The organism is Rudaea sp., from assembly GCF_036560865.1.
In the GTDB taxonomy this organism is placed as follows: domain Bacteria; phylum Pseudomonadota; class Gammaproteobacteria; order Xanthomonadales; family Rhodanobacteraceae; genus Rudaea.
In genome coordinates this window covers 1-18418 of record NZ_DATBQK010000105.1, presented here as the reverse complement: position 1 = coordinate 18418, position 18418 = coordinate 1, and the positions used below count along the sequence as shown (strand labels likewise).

Genomic DNA, 18418 nt, shown 5'->3' with positions numbered 1-18418 from the left:
GCCACCGTATTCATCGTTCGCATAAGGAGGTTGGCATGTTCGACGCACTCATCCGCGAAATCTCGCAGCGCTTCGGTCTCGGCGACAAGGCCGAGGGCCTGATCAACTCGCTGGTCGGCCTGATTTTCGATCCCAACAGCGGCGGTATCGCCGGTCTGCTCGCCAGGTTCCGCGAGCAGGGCTTGGGCGATCTGTTCTCATCCTGGCTCGGCGGCTCGGCCGGCCTGCCAACCGCGATCAATTCGCAGCAGCTGGAAAGCGTGCTCGGCTCGGTCCATGTGGGCGCGATCGCCGACAAACTCGGCATCGCCCGCGGCACGGTGACAGCGGCGGCATCGGCAGCGCTGCCCAAGATCATCGGCGCGCTGACTCCAAACGGACAACTGCCGACCTCGATCCCGGCTGCGGTCAGCGCCATGCTCGGCAGCCTTGGTGGACTCGGCACGGCCGGCGCCGGTGTCGCAGATACCGCGCATGCCGCAGCTTCGACGGCGGCTTCGGCAGTCGAAGACACCGCAGGCGGCTTGGGCTGGCTCAAGTGGCTGGTGCTCGCCGCAATTATCCTGGCGCTGGGCTATTGCGTGCTCAATCGCCAGCCGGCGCCCGCCCCTGCTCCACCTGCGGCCAGCACACCGGCAGCGCCCGCGCCCGCACCAGCGCCACCCCCGACCGCTGCACCCGCAGAAACTCCGGCTCAAGCCGTGGTCGCTGATGCCAAGAGCGCATTGAGTGCACTGGTTCCCGGCAAGTTCAGTGCGGACGATCTGGTCAAGGCGCTGAATCTGATGGCAGTGCATTTCGACACCGGCTCGGCCACGATCAGCGCCGACAGTCTGGATGTGCTCACGGCAGCGGCGAACGCGTTGAAGGCCGCGCCGGCCGGCTCCAAGGTGGAAATCGGCGGCTATACCGACAACACCGGCGACGCCGCGGCGAACCTCAAGCTCAGCGACGATCGCGCTAATGCAGTGCGCAGCAAACTGGTCGAACTGGGTGTGTCTGGCGACATCCTTGTGGCCAAGGGCTACGGCGACGCCAACCCGGTGGCCGACAACGCGACCGAGGATGGCCGCGCAAAAAACCGCCGCATGGAATTCACCGTACCGCACTGATAGCGGCGAGAGGCAGGTACACACGAGCCGGCGTGCGCATGCGCACGTCGGCTTCCTGTTCCGCAATACGAAGAACAGCCTCGGCGTCAGTCGGCGATCCAGATCATGCTGGCGAAGCGACCGGTGATTCCGTCGCGCCGATACGAGTAAAAACGCGCATCGGTGAAAGTGTCGAACTCGCCGCCGTGAACGTGCGTCACGCCAAGCGCGTGCAGGCGGCGCCGCGCCAGAGTATACAAATCGCAACGCCAATGCTCCGCCCGTGTTGGCACAAAAGCCTGCGCGTTTGCGGCGTCCTGGGCGACAAACGTTGCGCGGACGTCCTCACCAACCTCGTACGAACGCGGCCCGATCGCCGGCCCGAGCCAGACCCGCAGCTTGTCGCGTGGCGCATGCAGATTTTCGATGCAGCGCTCGATCACACCCGCGGCGAGACCACGCCAACCGGCGTGAATCGCCGCGATTTCCGCGCCATCGTCCGCGCACACCAGCAGTGGCAGGCAGTCGGCAGTCAGCACCGCGAGCACCACGCCGGGCGTGCGCGCAATCGCGGCATCGGCGCGCGGCGATTCTTCATCCTGTGTGGACGCAACATCAAATATCTGCACGTGCGTGCCATGCACCTGACGCAACCAGCGTGGTGGCGAAGGCAGATCGAGCAAGGCCGTCAGCGCCGCACGATTGAAATGCACATCGTCGACATCGTCGCCGCAATGCGCGCCGAGGTTGAACGCCGCAAACGCCGCCCGCGACACGCCGGACAACGCGCGCGTGGTCACTGCCGTACGCACGCGCGGCACGGCCGGCCAATCCGCAACGATCACGATCACGCCGCTTTTGCGTCCGCGCGCAATGCACTTACCAGCGCGGCGAAATCCGCCGGCGGCTCGACGCTCACGCTGACCAGCGCGCCACCGACCGGATGCGCGAATTCGAGCTTCTCCGCATGCAGCGCCTGGCGCCGGAAGCCACGCAGGGCTTCGATCAATTCGGCGCTCGCGCCTTTCGGCAATTTGAGCCCGCGGCCGTATTGCGCATCGCCGACCAGCGGATGCTTGATATGCGCCAGGTGTACGCGAATCTGGTGCGTGCGCCCGCTTTCCAGACGGCATTCGACCAAGGTGTTGGCACGAAAACGCTCGCGCACGCGATAGTGGGTCAGCGCCGGTTTGCCGGCCGGCCCATCGACCACCGCCTGTTTCAGGCGATCGCGCGGATGCCGACCGATCGGTGCATCGACGCTGCCGCCCGCGATCAGCGCCCCCACGACCACCGCGGCATATTGCCGGTGCACGTCACGCGCCTGCAATTGCGCGACGAGCGTGGTGTGCGCCCGCAAGCTGCGCGTGACGACCATCAAGCCTGAGGTGTCCTTGTCAAGGCGATGCACGATGCCGGCGCGCGGAATCTCCGTGAGTCTCGCGTCGAAATGCAGCAACGCATTCTGCAGCGTGCCGGCTGGCTGGCCGGCGCCCGGATGCACGACCAGGCCGGCCGGCTTGTTGATCACCAGCAGATCGGCGTCCTCGTAACGGATATCCAGATCGATCTGTTCCGGCCGCAGCGGAACCTCCTGTCCTGGCCGCGCATGCAGCGCGACGATCTCGCCGCCGCGCACGATCTGGCGCGGCGCCACCTGCGCGCCATCGAGCAACACGTCGCCGGATTTGATCCAGGCGCTGAGCCGCGAGCGCGAATAATCGGGGAACAGTTCGGCCAGTGCCTGGTCCAGCCGTCGCCCCGCCGCAGCGGCCGGAATGGGCAGTGTCGTGATTTCGTCCTGGGTTTGCATGCTGAATATAGTCTGGCTGGTCGGTCGTCAGGTTTTCGGGTGGACCTGACTTTGGGCTATTATCGCCCTCTTTGTCATCGTCAGGCGTCTGCTGTTCATGCGAATGTTTCCCATGCGAATTTCTCCGCTCGTCAAATTCTGTCTTCTGCTGCTGATCGTGTTCGCGGCCGGCTGCCACCGCGGCGACAAGAAACCCGATGACGCCGAGGTGCTGCCGGTCGACAAGATGTACGACGTGGCCAAGACCTCGCTGATGAATGGCAACCTGACCAAGGCGACCCGGTATTACCAACGCCTGATCGCGCGCTTCCCGTTCGGTCCCTACACCGAGCAGGCGACGATCGAACTGGCCTTCACCCAGTACAAGGACGGCAAGAACGAAGACGCGTATTCCACGATCGGCCGCTTCATCAAGACCTATCCCACGCAGAAGCACGTCGACTATGCGTATTACCTGCGCGGGGTCATCAATTTCGATCGCGATCGCGGCTTCCTCGATCGCTACGCGAATCAGGACATGACCAAGCGCGACCAGGGCAATACTTCGCAGTCGTTCTCGGATTTAAACGAGCTGATCACGAAATTTCCCGACAGCCGCTACGCACCGGACGCGCGCCAGCGCATGATCTATCTGCGCGACAACCTGTCCAAAGCCCAGGTGCATGTCGCGATGTACTATCTCGAGCGCGGCGCCTATGTCGCGGCGATCAACCGCAGCAAGGATATTCTGGAAAAATACGAGCGCACGCCGTCGGCCGGCGACGCGCTGGCGATCATGACGCTGGCGTACAAATCGCTGAACCAGGAAAAGCTCGCTGCAGACACCGAGCGTGTGCTCAAGCTCAATTATCCCGATCACCCGTACTTCCGCGGCTCGTGGCCGTCGTACGGGCATTGGTGGAGCCGGATGGTTCCGTTTAGAAGTTAGTTGCCAGTGACTAGGGCAGAGGCCTAGGGCTGATGGCTGAAGATCAAGAACGGTGGGCCTTTCTGCTTTTCAGCCCTCAGCCCTGGGCCCTCAGCCCTCGCTCCTCCGTTCACACGCTCCTTGTAGCTACCGCGGGCGGCACGCGGGCGGCGCGCGTCGCCGGACCGAGCACGGCAATCTGACCGAGCAGCCACAGGCAGACGAAGCCGATCGGCACGTAATGCCAAGGTAGCAGTTTGGCCCCGTCGATGTGGGTCATCAGCCAGAAACTAAAGGCATAGGCCAGCACGCCGCCAACCAGCAGCCCGCCTGTGGTGATCAGGAAATTCTCGGTCAGGAAATAGCGCATGATCGATCCGCGCGTGGCGCCGAGCGCTCGGCGCGTGCCGATCTGCTTGGTGCGCTGCGTGACCCAGAAACTCGCCATGCCGACGATGCCAAGGGCGGTGATCGTCAGCAGGGCAACAATGACGCTGCCGAGGATGATCGCCATTGCGCGGTCGCCGGCGTAGGCGCGCGCGCGTACCGCTTCCATACTGCGCATGCTGCGCACGATACGACTGGGATTGGATTCGCTGAGCCTGGTCTCGACCATCTTCATCACTTCGTCGCGCCGTCCCGGTTGGGCGCGCACGACGTAGCTGGTTCCATTGCCGTAGGCAAGATGCGTGGGCCACAACACCGAATATTCGATGTCGCTATCTTCATCCCAGGGTTTTTGCAATGCTTCCACCACGCCGACGATCGTAGTCGGCGCTTCATCGTCATAAATCACCTTGCCGACCGCATCGCCGTCCGGGAACAGCTTTTGCGCCAGCGCGCGCGTCACGATCGCAACCGGCGCGGTCTTGCGGTCGTTCATGGTCATGAAGGAAATTTCCTCAGGCTTGAAATTGCGCCCGCCAGCGAGCTTGAGTCCGTAGGCGTTGATCGCGTGATCGTCCACCATGTAATAGGCCGTCCGCGCCGTCGCGGTCTTCTGCTTCGGCTGCAGACTCAAACCGCCGCCCCAGCCGCTGCCACCCATCGGCACCATGCCGTTGCTCATTGCGGCGTCGACGACGCCAGGCAGGCTGCGCAGGAGGCCAAGGTCGGCGTCGGCCGTGGCCTTGACGTTGAAGCCATCGCCAAAGCCGTAGCTGCCGATGATAAATGTGTCGGTCTCGTTCATGCCGCTCGGTCTGGCCATTCGAATCAGGCGTTCGTGGATGATGAACAGCGAATTGCAGACGATCGCCAAGGTCAATGCGACCTGCATTCCGATCAGGATCATCGCTACCTTGCTGCGCATCAGGGCGGACAGGATGGGACGGATTTCCATGACGACTCCGAAATTCTGGCCTTCTGCACGCGCAAGAAGGTGGCGCCAAGCGCCGGATAGGGGGAAAGCTACTGCGTTTTCAACTGCGCAGCCGGCGCAACTTGGCACGCCCGCCATGTTGGATAGACCCCGGCGATGATGGCCGCTGCGATCGCTAACACGATCGTCGTGGCAACCATCTGCCAATCAAGCTGTGCCGCGGTCTTGTAGTTGGCATAGAGCACACGCACTGCGATCAGACCCAACCCCGTGAGCAGCAGGCCGATAATCCCGCCGGTGATTCCGATGACGCTCGATTCGGTGAGGAACTGCGCGAAAATCTGCCGCCGACTCGCGCCGAGCGCGCGGCGCAGTCCGATTTCACCGGCCTTGCGCGTGAATTTCGCCAGCAACAAGCCGATCGTGTTGACCAGACAGACGACGAGGAACGCAAAACCCAGGCCGGTCTGCACCTGCATATCGCCGGACACAACTTTCTGAATCTTCATCCATTCGGTTACGTCGGACAGGCGATTGTTGAGCGGGCGCGGAAAACGGCCGAGCTTCTTTTGCTCGCTGACGTAATTGTCGAGAAATGCCTTGTACTGGGTCTTTTTTTCCGGGCTATCGAGCTGCACCCAGAACTCGATCCAGATGCACTCCGATTGCAGATAAGCGTCGAATCCATCGCCTGACGGCTTCCAGCAACTATTGTTGCCGCTCGATCGCTTTTTCAGATCGATGCCAGTCGTGAACGGAATGAAGTATTCCTCGGGATCGCCAAAGGTACCGGTAGTGAGATCGTAGAACTTGAAACGCAGCGGCCAGTCGTCGAGCACGCCAACCACTTTGTAGTCGTTTCCGTCCATGCGCACGGTCTTGCCGGTCGAGTCGGCGCCGCCGAATAATTTCTCGTTCGTGTCGCGCGTCAGTACGACCACACGAGCATGACCATCGTCCTCAGCCTTTGTCCACGGCCGGCCGTACTTGAATGGCGGCTCGAACATCGAGAAAAAATCGGCGAACGTGACGCGACCAAGCGAAAGGAAAGGCTTGACCTCCGGATTTTCCGGCTGGATCGGCAACGCAAGCTTGTACATAGCCGCTTGCTTGTCGGCCTTGGCCGCCTGCATCAGCGCAAGCGCATCGCGGTAGGTCACCTGATCCGGCGGCGTGCCATCGTCGTTGAACGGGTTGTCCGTATCCCAGCTATCGAGCTGCACGATATTGAGCTTGTTGCTTTTCCACGGAATAGGATCGCTGCCCATCAGATGGAGCACGGTGAGCGTGGTCATGCTCGCCGCAATGCCGAGCGCAATGCCAAACACCATCAGCGCGGTCAGCACTGGATTGCGCCTGAGGCTGCGCAGGCCGAGTTCGAGGTAATAGGCGAACATGGGCAATCCTTTGTTCAGGCGACAGCGATGGCGGCGGTATTGTCGTCACGGTTCGGCGAGCGCAGTTTCGGCTCGTCGTCGAAGTCGGTGACCTGGCCGTCGATGATGTGCACGTTGCGCTGCGCGCGTGCAGCGAGTTCCGGATCGTGGGTCACCATGATGATGGTCGTGCCCTGACGATTGATTTCCTCGAGCAATTCCATCACCCCGCGCGCCATCAGCGAATCGAGGTTGCCGGTCGGCTCATCCGCCATCAGCAGACGCGGCGAGCCGGCCAGCGCGCGCGCGATCGCGACGCGCTGCTGCTGGCCGCCGGACAGCTCCGATGGATAGTGCTTCATGCGCGAAGCCAGGCCGACGCGACCCAGCGATTCGTCGATGCGCTTCTTGCGCTCGGCCGCATTGAAGCGCCGATAACGCAGCGGCACGTCGACGTTGTCGAACAGGTTCAGGTCGGGAATCAGGTTGAAGCTCTGGAAGATGAAACCGATCTTCTCGTTGCGCAGCTTCGAACGCGCATCGTCGTTCATTCCGCGCACGTCGACCCCGTCGAGCCAGAATTCACCGCCACTGAATTCCTCGAGCAGCCCGGCGATGTTCAGAAACGTGGTCTTGCCCGACCCGGACGGCCCCATCACGGCGACGAATTCGCCGTCGCGCACATGGATCGAGAAATCGCGCAACGCGTGCGTCTCAACCATATGGGTTCTGTATACTTTGGAAAGATGCGACATTTTCAGCATTGTGTAACTCCGAGTACGTAATTCACAAGTTTTTGTTCGGGGAGACGGGGAGACGGGGAGACGGATAAACGGATAAACGGACAGACGGACAGACTGGCCGGCGGCGAACCTGACTCTCGTACTTCCGTCTCTTCGTCTCTTCGTCTCTTCGTCTCCCCGTCTATCCGTCTCCCCGTCCTTCAATTCAACACCACCTTCTGCGCACCGTTGAACGAATCGGTGCCGGAGATCACGATGCGATCGCCTTCCTTCACGCCGGAGACGATCTCGACCGCGTTCAAGCTGGTTGCGCCGATCTGGATCGGCTTGCGCTCGGCAATGCCGTCGTGCACCAGATAGGCGACGCGGCCCGCTCCGGAATCGACGAAGGAGCCGCGCTCGACCATGAGCACGTTCGGATGCTCGTCGATCAGGATGCGCGTGGTCAGGCGCTGGTTCTGACGCAGGCCCGGCGGCTTGCGCTCGCCGAAGCGCACGCGCGCGACGACCTGACTGTCGACGACTTCTGGCGATACCGCCGACAACTCGCCAGTATACTTTTCCGCACCGTCGGCGATTTCCGCCGGCATGCCGATCGCCAGATCGTGCGCGAACACCTCGGGCACCTGCACTTCGACTTCGAGCGAGCTCAGATCGATCACCGTCACCAGGCCGGTGTTCGCGGCCACGTTCGCCTTCTGCTGCACCAGCAACTGGCCGACCTGGCCGGCAACCGGCGAGCGCACCTTGAGCAGATCGACCTGGCGCTGCAGATCGGCGACCAGCAGCTTCTGCCGGTCGAGCGCGAGACGCTTGGTCTTCTGCTCGAACGCACCGGTCTCGGTCACCAGGCCCGCATCGGCCTGCGCATGGGTCACGTCGAGGTCGGCCTTGGCCAGCGCGTCCTGCGCGCGCAGCACGTTGATTTCGGGAATCGCGCCGGCCTTGAACGCGCGCTGGTTGCGATCGACTTCGCGCGCCGCGGTGATACGGTCGATCTGCGCCTGATCGATGGTTTTTTTCGCCAGCAATTGCTTCTGCCGGTTGTCGATGCCGGTGCGCTCGACGTCGACCTCGACGCTGGACAGCGTCGCCTGCTCCTGCTCGAGCTTGTTCTTCAGTTCGGGGCTGTCGACCTCGGCCAGCACCTCATCTTTTTGCACCTTGTCGCCGGCATGCGTCAGCAGGGTGATCGTGCCGGCCGCAGTCGCATACAGGGTCGGGCTCTGCGCCGCGACAATCTTGCCTTGCGCCGAGATATCGCGCGTGAGCGTGCCGCGTTTGACCTGGGCGATGCGCAGACTCGTACTGCTCACCGAAGCGCCTGCCGAGATCAGACGCCCGACGGTCGGCACAACCCAGATCAGCGCCGCGAGCACGGCGGCGCCTACCGCGCCGATCACCACATGGCGTTTGCGCGATGGGGCGGCGTCGATGCGGCGATCCTGGGCCGAGGTGTCTCGTATCATTGCGACGCATGTTCCGAGTTAAGTACCGGAAGTGCGCCAGCAAAGTGCGTGCCAGCGTTTGCGGCGCGCGTAATACATTGTAGTAATTGAGATTTGCTTATTTGCGGGCAACACCGGAAATGTCCGCGGACAGGCGGCGGACAACCGCCCGTCTTACCCTTCTCCCGGCGGGAGAAGAAAAAGCTTCAGGCACTTGCGACCTTTGGCCCTGCAAGTGCATCTATAGCCACGTGACGCCGTCCTCATTCCATCTGGAGCTGCCGCCGAGCCTGATCGACCGCGCCCGCAGCGGCGAGGTTGCGGCGTTCGAGATCATCTATCGGCGCTTCGAACGGCCGGTATTCAATCTCGCATTGCGCATGCTCGGCGATGCGGAAAGCGCGCGCGAGATCCTGCACGACGCCATGCTCAAGGTGTTTCAGCGCATCGGTCAATACCGCAGCGATGCGCCGTTCTGGGCGTGGCTGCGGCAGATCGCATTGAACGAGGCCTTGATGCGTTTGCGCCGCGACAAGCATTTCAACGATCGTGTGGAGCTGACCGATGTCGTCGACGAATCCGCACCGCCTTGGGTGCGTGCCGATTCGGTGGCTCTGGAGCGCGCGCTCGGTCGCCTGTCCGCGCTCACGCGCAGCGTGTTGTGGCTGTATCACGTCGAAGGCTATGCGCATCACGAGATCGCCGAGCAGCTCGGCAAGAGCGTGAGTTTTTCCAAATCGCAGGTCGCGCGCGGGACGGCGCGCCTGCGCGAACTACTCGAACCGTCCGTGGAATCCGTGTCATGTCTGATCCAAACATCTCCAACGACCTCGGCGCTCGCGAGTTGATCGCGCTGCCCGATGCCCTGCGTGCGTTGCCGGTCGCGGCGCCGTCTGCGAGCGCATGGCCCGCGCTTGCCGCGAGTCTTGCTGCGCAAAGGAGCCGGGACTCGGGACTCGGGGCTCGGGACTCGGCGCCGCGCCGGATCCGTCGCTATGCGCTGCCTGCGGCGCTGGCGGCCGCTGTCGCACTCGCATTCGCGACAACGGTCTTGCTGCGCGCACCGGGGCCGCGTGGCAATTCGAGCGACGCGCTTGCGACCAAGTCCGTGGCGTCCGCATCTTCTGTACACAATGCAACAAATGAGGCAAACGGGACGAATGCAAGCACGCAGACGACGTTACAGACGGAAAGCTTCGCCGCACTGCAAGCACGTTCGCACACGCTGGAGCGCTGGCTGCACGACACCGGCAAGGACTCGGCGCCGCAGTCGGCGCAGGATCTGGCTGCAGGCGCGGAGATCGAAGACATGATCGGTCTCATCGACGTGCAGCTGAGCACGAGCGATGCGTCGGAAGAAACCGCGTCGCTGCCGCTCTGGCGCCGCCGCGTCGCCCTGCTCGAGGATCTGTCGACGCTGCGCTATGGCGCGAACCTCAGGCAGTTCAAGTCGGGCATGTTTGCCAGCGAAGCTGCAGGCGACGGCCGCAACGCCAGTGCGACCTGGAACAATTGAAGGACATCGTGATGAAGCATGCAATGTATACAATTCCCTTTCTGTTTTGCCTGGCACTGGGCGCGAGCCCGGGCCGCGCCGGTGATCCGCCGGCTGCGGCACCGCGCGCCAATGTCATGACCGACGTCGATGGCGACGCGCCGGCCAAGGTCGATGCGGAGACAGCACGGCGCGATCTTGAACAGATGCGTGTGCAGATGCGTGACCTGTCCAGGCGCATGGCCGACTTGTCGATGAAACTCGGCGATGTCGGTCCGCGCGCTTATGCCTATCGTTATGTCGGCGATCCAGATCGCGGCATGATCGGCGTGGTGCTGACCAAGGACGAACATGGATTCCGCATCACCGCCGTCACACCGGGCGGTCCCGCGGACAAGGCCGGGGTCAAGAACGGCGATGTGATCGTGGCCGTGAACGGCGCCGATATTGCCGGCAAAACATCCGGCCAGGGGAAAACGCCCGCGCAGACATTGCGCGATGTGAAGATCGACCAGGAAGTAAAGCTGACCCTGCTGCGCAACGGCAAGAAACTCGATATCGCGATGAAGGCCGAACGGCGTGAGCCGTACAATCTGGCCGGAGCGTTCGGCGGCAAGCTGGGCGAGCTTGGCAAGCTCGGTGAACTGGGGAAAGCCGGCGAAGATACGGATGGCGCCGACCTGCCTGCCGATGTGAGCGAACGCGTCGAGGAGCAGGTCGAACGCGCGACCAGCGAAGCGGAGCGCGCCACGGAGCGTGCCCAAATGACCCAGGAGCAGACCCAGCGCATCAGCGAACACGTGATGGAGCACGCGCAACACGCGATCCAGAATCTGAGCATGTCGATGCCGTGGTGGGGCCTGAATCTGGCCAGCCTCAATCCCGATCTGGGCGCCTACTTCGGCGCGGATCATGGCGTGCTGGTGCTGTCGGCGGATGCGGATGCGTCGAAAACGCTCAAGTCAGGCGACATCCTGCTCGCCATCGACGGCAAGAAGATCGAGCGGCCCGAAGATGCGCTGCGCCTGCTGCGCGAGCAGCCGGCCGGCAATACGCTCAAGGTCGAGGTGCTGCGCCAGCGCAAGGCGCAGATGCTGAGCATGCGCGCACCCGAGTTCAAAAGTATATTTGTACCGCCGCCACCGCGTGCTCCGCGCCCCCCGGTGCCGCCGCCGGTCGCTGCGCCAGCTCCACCCGCGCCGCCGGCGCCCGTCGCTGTGCCAACCGCGCCCCCAGCGCCGCCAACACCGTCTACCGCGCCGCGGGCTGCAAAGCCCGCAAACGCACCAGACGCGCCGTCCGCTTCACCGGCAGCCGGGCGCAGCATCGCCTGATTCGAGCGCCGTCCGCAGCGGCGGGCGGCGAACCCCGGATAACCCGCCAGCCCTCGCGCAAGTGCGCCCGGCGCGACCGACGCGCCGGATTCTCAAATGCCATGGTTCGCAACTCTGCTGAATTGTGCAGATAAATTTGCGTTTCTTTACACCAGACAATCTGGCAATACATTCGCTTATCGGCAAAAATCATGTGACCAATGGTGCCGGAGCCCGCGTGAAGCGCAATCCCCTGCTCGTCCCCGCCGCTCTTGCCGCGGTCGCATCCGTTGCTGCCATCGGTTACTACAGCGGTCGAACGGCTGCGCTGGCGACCCTGCAGGTTAGGGTCGATACGCCGGCGGCCAAAGCCGCGGATGCGACAATTTCCACAAAGGGAAAAGGCAGCATCGGCACCACGGCTACGTACACAGCCGCAAACCGCAGGTCCGCCACGGGCCGTCTGCTCACCAGCGCCGTCTCCAACCCGAGCGCGACCGCGCCATTGCCGCCGCCCAACGCACCACTCAAGCAGACGTTCGCCGAACTCAAGGCGCGCGCCGACGCGGGCGATGCGGCAGCCGCCTCGCGTTTGTTCCACGACATCCAGAATTGCGCCGAAGTGCAGCGCATCAACCAGATGATGCCGAATTTCGCCAATCGCGTGCTCAATGGCGATCCTTCGTCAATGTCGCCAGGCGCCGCGCAGCGCAGCGACCGCATGCTCGGCATGATCCAGAAGAATCTCGACTTCGCCCAGGACAACGCGGCGCTGTGCGCGGATGTCGGCCCCGACGAAATGGCGGCCCTCGTACCGGCGACCCTCGAGGCCGCACAAGCCGGCGACCCGCGGGCGGCCAATTGCTACGTCGGCGCGAATCTCAACAACTGGCCGGGTGTGCTCGACAACCCGAACTGGATCTCCGACTACAAGGCCAATGCCCTGCCGCTCGCCACGGCCGCGGTGCAACAGGGCGACTGGCCCATGGTCGGACTCATGGCCTCGGCCTATGCCGGCGGCGTGCGCTCGAACACCATGCTCACGCAGGTGACGGGAGCCAATCCCGTGCAAGCCTATTCCTATGCCAAGCTCATGAGCCTCGGCCAGCCGGCCGGCAACACCTCGAACCGCGCGACCAACAATTTGACCAATCTTGCCAGCCAGCTTTCTTCGGACCAGCAACAGGCCGCCGACGCCTGGGCGCAGAACGCCTACCAGCAATATTTCGCCAGCACACCGCGCCAACCGGGCGAGGTCGGCAACGCGATGCGCTCCTGTCAGGTGGGACCGTAGGCCGCACACGCGCGGCCGCCGAACGCCGCCGGTGATCGCGTGCTAGATTCGCGTTCGCACACTCCGTTAACTTTCCCTGCTGCGGTCGTTTCGATCGCGAAGCGTATGACTTGCAAACCCTGCTGATTTCCCTCGTCACGGTCGCCCTCGGCGAGTTCGGCGACAAAACCCAGTTGCTCGCGCTGATCCTTGCCGCGAAGTACCGCAAGCCATTGCCGATCTGCCTCGGCATCCTCGCCGCAACTCTCGTCAATCACGCTCTTGCCGGCGCGTTCGGTGCGTTGATCAGCGCCTGGCTGAGTCCGCAGACGCTGCGTGTGCTCGTCGGGCTGAGTTTTCTGGTCATCGCCGCGTGGACGCTGAAGCCGGACAAGGCCGACGAGAGCGACGCCGAACACGGCACCGCGCACGGCGTGTTCTTCACCACGGTCGTGAGCTTTTTCCTCGCCGAGATGGGCGACAAAACGCAGATCGCGACCGCGGTACTCGCCGCCGAGTATCACCCGCTCTGGCAAGTCGTCAGCGGTACCACGCTCGGCATGCTCATCGCCGATATACCAGTGGTCTGGCTCGGCGCACGTTTCGCCACGCGCGTACCGCTGCGCGCGGCACGCATCGGCGCGGCACTGTTGTTTGCCGCGCTGGGTGTGTGGATTTTGTTGCGTTGAGCAGCGGGGAGACGGATAGACGGGAAGATGGATAGACGGAAGAGCTTGTTTTCCCACTCACCACTTCCGTCTCTCCGTCTCCCCATCTCCCCGTCTCCCCGTCTCTCCGTCTCTCCGTCTCTCCGTCTCTCCGTCTCCCCGTCTCCCCGTCTCCCACCCGCCTTGCAGACCCCTGCCCCTTCATCTACGCTGCCACGACTTCGCCGGGGAACCTACATGAGCTTGAAATTTCGCCTGATCGTGATGAACTTTTTGCAGTTCTTCATCTGGGGAGCGTGGCTGATCACGATCGGCGTGTACTGGTTCCAGAACAAGCATTGGTCGGGCACGCAGTTCGGGGCGATCTTCTCGACGATGGGCATCGCCTCGCTGTTCATGCCCTCGCTCGCCGGCATCATCGCCGACAAGTGGATCAATGCCGAACGCCTGTACGGCGTGTTCCATCTGCTCGGTGCGGCGATGCTGTTTATCATCCCGACGATCGGCGACCCCGGCACGCTGTTCTGGGTGATGCTGCTGACGATGATCTTCTACATGCCGACGATCGCGCTGGCGATCACGGTCGCCTACAACGCGATGAAAGACTCCGGCATGGATCTGGTCCGCGACTACCCGCCGATCCGCGTCTGGGGCACGATCGGCTTCATCGCGGGAACCTGGACGACGAGCCTGCTCGGCCTGGAAGCCTCATCGGGTCAGTTCTATGTCGCCTCGGCCTCGGCGGTGGTGCTTGGCCTGTACGCGTTCGTGCTGCCGCCGTGTCCGCCAAAACTCGATCGCGCGCACAGCAAGACGCTCGCCGACTCGCTCGGCCTTACCGCGTTCGCCTTGTTCCGCAACAGCAAGCTCGCGATCTTTTTCATCTTCGCCATGCTGCTCGGCGCGGCGCTGCAATTGACCAACGCCTACGGCGGTACCTTCCTGCACGATTTCGACAAGATCGACGCCTACAAGGACCTGTTCGCGGTGAAGCACTCGGGCATCATCATTTCGATTTCGCAGTTCTCCGAAACGATGTTCATTCTCGCGATCCCGTTTTTCCTCAAGCGCTTCGGCATCAAGATGGTGATGCTGATGAGCATGGTCGCATGGACGTTGCGCTTCGGCATGTTTGCCTACGGCGACCCGGCGAGCCTGTTCGGGCTGTCGATGATCGTCCTGTCGTGCATCGTCTACGGCATGGCTTTCGACTTCTTCAATATCTCCGGCTCGCTGTTCGTCGAAGGCCAATGCGATCCGAAGATCCGCGCCAGCGCGCAGGGCCTGTTCATGCTGATGACCAACGGCATCGGTGCGGTGCTCGGCAGTTCGATCAGCGGCGTCCTGATCGACCGCTATTTCACCGCCGCCGACGGGGCCAAGGACTGGTACCACATCTGGATGACCTTCGCCGCGTATGCACTGGTCACCGCAATCGCCTTCGCCGTACTGTTCAAGCACAAGCACGAACCGGGCGCGGTCGGCATGGCGCAGATCGCGCATTGAGTCCGCGCGTATTCTCTGTCGCGCCTCTCGAATCATTCCAGCACGATGACGGACCAAGCTGATCTCGTCGGCGCACAGCAGGCATTCGCGGCGGGCGACTACCTGCGCGCGCAGCAGCTCGCGCTGAGCCATCTGCGCAAGGTTCCGACGTCGTTGCCTGCGCAAGGCGTGCTCGCCAATGCCAGCAACGCCTTGCAGAATTTCGCGCAGGCGATGGCCGCGCTGGAGGTGCTGCACACCGCGCTGCCGCGCGATGCCGCAATTCAAAAGGCGCTGGCGATGGCCTGCAACAATCGCGGCTCGCAGCTCTACCATGCCGGCGATCTCGACGGCGCCGCCGTGCTTTACGAGCGTGCGACCCAGCTCGACGATGCACAGGTACTCGCCTGGACCAACCTCGCCGCCTGTGCCGCGTTGCGCCGCAAACATGAACTCGCCGTTGTCTGCTACCGCCGATTGCTCGCGTTCAATGCGCAAGACATCGATGCCGCGATCGGTCTGGCCAAGGCCTTGCGCGCACTGGGACAGGAGCAAGAGGCGGACGCCGCACTCGACGCCATCGCCACCACCGCGGGCGACGGTGCGCTGGCGCTTGAGTTCGAACGCATTGGCGCGCCCGAGCGTGCCGCGGCGATCTTCGCCACTGGTGACCCCCACTTTGGTTCCAAGGCCCATGCGCTGATGGCGCAAATGCAGGAGGCCTGCGGCAATTTCATCGGCGCGCGCAGAAACTTCACCTGTATCGCGCAACATGCGGGCGGTGACGCGCGCACGCTTTTCCGCGCGGAGCGCGATGCCGCGCTGGCGATGCCCGCAATCTTCACGAGCCCTGAGGATCTTGCCGCTGCGCGCACCGACTACGCCCGGCGCATGCAGCAATTCCTCGACGACTGGCCACCCACACGCCTCGCCAGCCGCGGCGTCGGCCTCGACGACTTGAGTCACCCACGCTTGCGCGTCGCCTATCAGGGCGGTGACGACCTGCCGCTCGCGAGAAGTTACGGCGCCTGGCTCGCAGCAAGTGCCAGCCACGTGTCGCCGAACATTACCTCCCAGCACGCCGCGCGGCCAATTCGGCGTGTCGGTCTGGTCAGCGCGCGCTGGACACAGAGCACGATCGCAGCCTATTTCGGCACCTGGCCCGGCGCGCTACGCGCAGACGGACTGGAAATATATTTGTACAGTTATTCCAAACATGAAGACATCGTCAGCCGCGGCATCGCGGCGCAGGTGGACCACGCCGCGCGCCTGCCCGACGACCTTGCTTCCGCGGCGCACCAGTTGCGCGCGGACCAGCTCGATCTGCTGATCTACCCGGAGATCGGTCTGGACGGCAGTCCCGAGGTGCTTGCTGCACTGCGCCTGGCGCCGCGGCAATGGGCCGCATGGGGTCATCCGGTCACCACCGGACTGCCGACGATCGATTGTTATCTCAGCGTGGCGACGATGGAGCCCGCCAACGCGCAAGACGACTATGCCGAGCCGCTGGCGCTGCTGCCGGGCATCGGCACGCAGTTCCCGCGCGCACCCCAGGCGGTGCCGGCAGCGCGCGAAAGTCTTGGTCTGCCGGCAGGCGGTGCGCTGTATCTCGTGCCACATCCGCCGGTCAAACTGCACCCGGATACCGACGAAGTGATCGCGGGAATTCTGCGCCGCGACCGCGCTGCACGTGTCGTCTTCATCGACGACGAAATCCCCGCGCTCACGCGTCTGCACCGACGGCGCATTGAAAATCGTCTGGCGACCGTCGGCATCGAGTATGGGCAGAACCTGTTCTGGCTGCCGCGACAATCCACCGATGGATTCCGCGCACTGATCGCCAGCGCCGATATCGTGATCGATGCGCTGCATTTTTCCGGTGGCGCCACGACCCTCGATACACTGGCGCAGAACACGCCGATCGTCACCGTCGAGGGTCGCTATATGCGCGGCCGCCAGACCGCGGCGATGCTGCGCATGCTCGAACTGCCGGACCTGATCTGTGCGGATGCGAACGCCGCTGCGGCGCGTGCCGTGGAGATCGCGCAGAACACCGACGAGCGCGCCCGCCTGCATGCGCGCCTCATCGAGCGCACGCCGCTGCTGTTCGAGCAGACCGAGCCCCTCCGTGCGCTATGCGCGCTCGTGCGCGAGGCCAGTGCAGCCAGCTGAACTGTGCGCTGCGGACGCTGACGGCGGCGCCTGCTAAAATCCGCGCATGCGCATCGGCCCTTACTCGATCGACCCGCCCATTGCGCTCGCGCCAATGGCCGGGGTCACCGACAAACCGTTCCGCCGGCTTTGCAAAAGGCTCGGCGCGGGCTTGGCTGTGTCCGAGATGACCACGAGCGATGCGCGCCTGTGGACGACGCGCAAGTCGCTGCAGCGCATGGATCACGCGGGCGAACGAGATCCAGTCTACCAGCAGCCTATCAGCGTACAGATCGCCGGTTACGATCCGGGCATGCTGGCCGATGCCGCGCGCTACAACGTCGATCACGGCGCGCAGATCATCGACATCAACATGGGCTGCCCAGCAAAAAAAGTCTGCAATGTATACTCCGGCTCGGCATTGCTGCAGGACGAAGTGCTGGTCGCGCGCATCCTTGAGGCGACGGTGAAAGCCGTCGATGTTCCGGTCACGCTCAAGATCCGCACCGGCTGGAATCACGATAACCGCAACGGCGTGCGCATCGCGCGGATTGCGCAGGACAGCGGCATCGCTGCACTGGCCGTGCACGGGCGCACGCGCGCGGACCTGTACAACGGCGAGGCCGAGTACGACACCATCGCCGCAATCAAGGCCGCGGTGTCGATTCCCGTGTTCGCCAACGGCGACATCGATACGCCGCAGAAAGCGCGCGCGGTGCTCGACTACACCCGCTGCGACGGCCTGCTGATCGGTCGCGCCGCGCAGGGCCGGCCGTGGATTTTCCGCGAGATCGCGCATTTTCTGGCGACGGGAAAAACGCCGACGCCACCGTCCACGGATGAAATCAGCTCAATCCTGCTAGAACATCTCGAGAATTTGTACGCCTTCTACGGCGAGCAGCAAGGCGTGCGCATCGCGCGCAAGCATCTGGGTTGGTACGCCAAGGACCGACCCGAGAACATCGCGTTCCGCGCCGTGGTCAATCGTGCCGAAACCGCGAGCGAGCAGTTGCGGCTGACGCGCGAATATTTCGCGATGCTGGACGTGCCGCTCGCGCGCGCGGCTTAGAGCATTTTTCGACTCAAGTGCTTACACAGTAGCGCGACCTGCATTTCACCTCCCCCTTTGTGGGGGAGGTCGGCACGCGCAGCATGCTGGGAGAGGGGATGGCGCCGAAGGCGCCCGCGCGGGCGCTACCCCTCTCCCCAACCCCTCTCCCGCAAGGGGAGAGGGGCTATAAGGCAAAGTCACAGTTGTACCCACTACAACCGAAAATGCTCTAGTACGACTTCTACTTCGTTCCAAACAATCGATCGCCCGCATCGCCCAGCCC

At 63.5% G+C, this 18418-nt stretch carries 16 protein-coding genes; 10 read left to right on the top strand and 6 right to left on the bottom strand.

Translation table 11 applies throughout. The annotated features are described in order from the left end of the window. Positions 1-35 precede the first annotated feature (35 nt). Positions 36-1112, top strand: coding sequence for an OmpA family protein (locus VIE67_RS10805; protein ID WP_332026061.1), 1077 nt, complete (start codon positions 36-38; stop codon positions 1110-1112). A gap of 86 nt (positions 1113-1198) precedes the next feature. On the opposite strand, the gene pgeF is transcribed toward VIE67_RS10805, so the two are convergent. After that, positions 1199-1942 (bottom strand): peptidoglycan editing factor PgeF, encoded by a 744-nt coding sequence (gene pgeF / locus VIE67_RS10800; protein WP_332026059.1) that lies wholly within the window; start codon positions 1940-1942, stop codon positions 1199-1201. Then, a complete protein-coding gene (gene rluD / locus VIE67_RS10795) occupies positions 1939-2904 on the bottom strand; it encodes a 23S rRNA pseudouridine(1911/1915/1917) synthase RluD (protein WP_332026057.1) in 966 nt (321 codons plus the stop codon). Before rluD ends, pgeF begins: the two co-directional genes overlap by 4 nt. Before the next feature lie 112 nt (positions 2905-3016). Between rluD and bamD the strand changes: the two genes are divergently transcribed. Further along, positions 3017-3832, top strand: coding sequence for an outer membrane protein assembly factor BamD (gene bamD / locus VIE67_RS10790; protein ID WP_332026055.1), 816 nt, complete (start codon positions 3017-3019; stop codon positions 3830-3832). Between the two features lie 109 nt (positions 3833-3941). On the opposite strand, the gene VIE67_RS10785 is transcribed toward bamD, so the two are convergent. The 4 genes from VIE67_RS10785 to VIE67_RS10770 all read right to left on the bottom strand — a co-directional run bounded on the left by VIE67_RS10785 (position 3942) and on the right by VIE67_RS10770 (position 8720). After that, positions 3942-5153 (bottom strand): ABC transporter permease, encoded by a 1212-nt coding sequence (locus VIE67_RS10785; protein WP_332026053.1) that lies wholly within the window; start codon positions 5151-5153, stop codon positions 3942-3944. Positions 5154-5221: 68 nt separating this feature from the next. Beyond that, entirely contained in the window at positions 5222-6529 is a 1308-nt protein-coding gene (locus tag VIE67_RS10780) for an ABC transporter permease (RefSeq protein WP_332026051.1), read from the bottom strand. A 14-nt stretch (positions 6530-6543) separates the two neighbouring features. Then, positions 6544-7272 (bottom strand): ABC transporter ATP-binding protein, encoded by a 729-nt coding sequence (locus tag VIE67_RS10775; protein ID WP_332026049.1) that lies wholly within the window; start codon positions 7270-7272, stop codon positions 6544-6546. A gap of 179 nt (positions 7273-7451) precedes the next feature. Then, positions 7452-8720 carry an efflux RND transporter periplasmic adaptor subunit gene (locus VIE67_RS10770; protein ID WP_332026047.1) on the bottom strand — a complete coding sequence of 423 codons (1269 nt, stop codon included), beginning with the start codon at positions 8718-8720 and terminating at the stop codon, positions 7452-7454. Positions 8721-8950: 230 nt separating this feature from the next. Between VIE67_RS10770 and VIE67_RS10765 the strand changes: the two genes are divergently transcribed. From VIE67_RS10765 to dusB, 8 genes are all read left to right on the top strand, one after another. Further along, a complete protein-coding gene (locus tag VIE67_RS10765) occupies positions 8951-9547 on the top strand; it encodes an RNA polymerase sigma factor (RefSeq protein ID WP_332026045.1) in 597 nt (198 codons plus the stop codon). Next, positions 9502-10215, top strand: coding sequence for a hypothetical protein (locus tag VIE67_RS10760; protein WP_332026043.1), 714 nt, complete (start codon positions 9502-9504; stop codon positions 10213-10215). Before VIE67_RS10765 ends, VIE67_RS10760 begins: the two co-directional genes overlap by 46 nt. Positions 10216-10226: 11 nt before the next feature. Then, positions 10227-11528: a PDZ domain-containing protein gene (locus VIE67_RS10755; protein WP_332026041.1), complete on the top strand. Its 1302-nt coding sequence runs from the start codon at positions 10227-10229 to the stop codon at positions 11526-11528. 217 nt (positions 11529-11745) lie between these two features. Continuing rightward, positions 11746-12801, top strand: coding sequence for a hypothetical protein (locus tag VIE67_RS10750; RefSeq protein WP_332026039.1), 1056 nt, complete (start codon positions 11746-11748; stop codon positions 12799-12801). 110 nt (positions 12802-12911) lie between these two features. Next, positions 12912-13469, top strand: a complete 558-nt coding sequence (locus tag VIE67_RS10745) for a TMEM165/GDT1 family protein (protein WP_332026037.1) — start codon at positions 12912-12914, stop codon at positions 13467-13469. 216 nt (positions 13470-13685) lie between these two features. Beyond that, the gene (locus VIE67_RS10740) at positions 13686-14954 is read left to right on the top strand and encodes a nucleoside permease (protein ID WP_332026035.1); all 1269 of its coding nucleotides are present in this window, start codon (positions 13686-13688) and stop codon (positions 14952-14954) included. 45 nt (positions 14955-14999) lie between these two features. Next, complete coding sequence (locus tag VIE67_RS10735) at positions 15000-17105, top strand: O-linked N-acetylglucosamine transferase family protein (protein WP_332026033.1); 2106 nt, start codon at positions 15000-15002, stop codon at positions 17103-17105. Between the two features lie 46 nt (positions 17106-17151). Then, positions 17152-18153 (top strand): tRNA dihydrouridine synthase DusB, encoded by a 1002-nt coding sequence (dusB, locus tag VIE67_RS10730; protein ID WP_332026031.1) that lies wholly within the window; start codon positions 17152-17154, stop codon positions 18151-18153. The last annotated feature ends 265 nt before the right edge of the window (positions 18154-18418 follow it).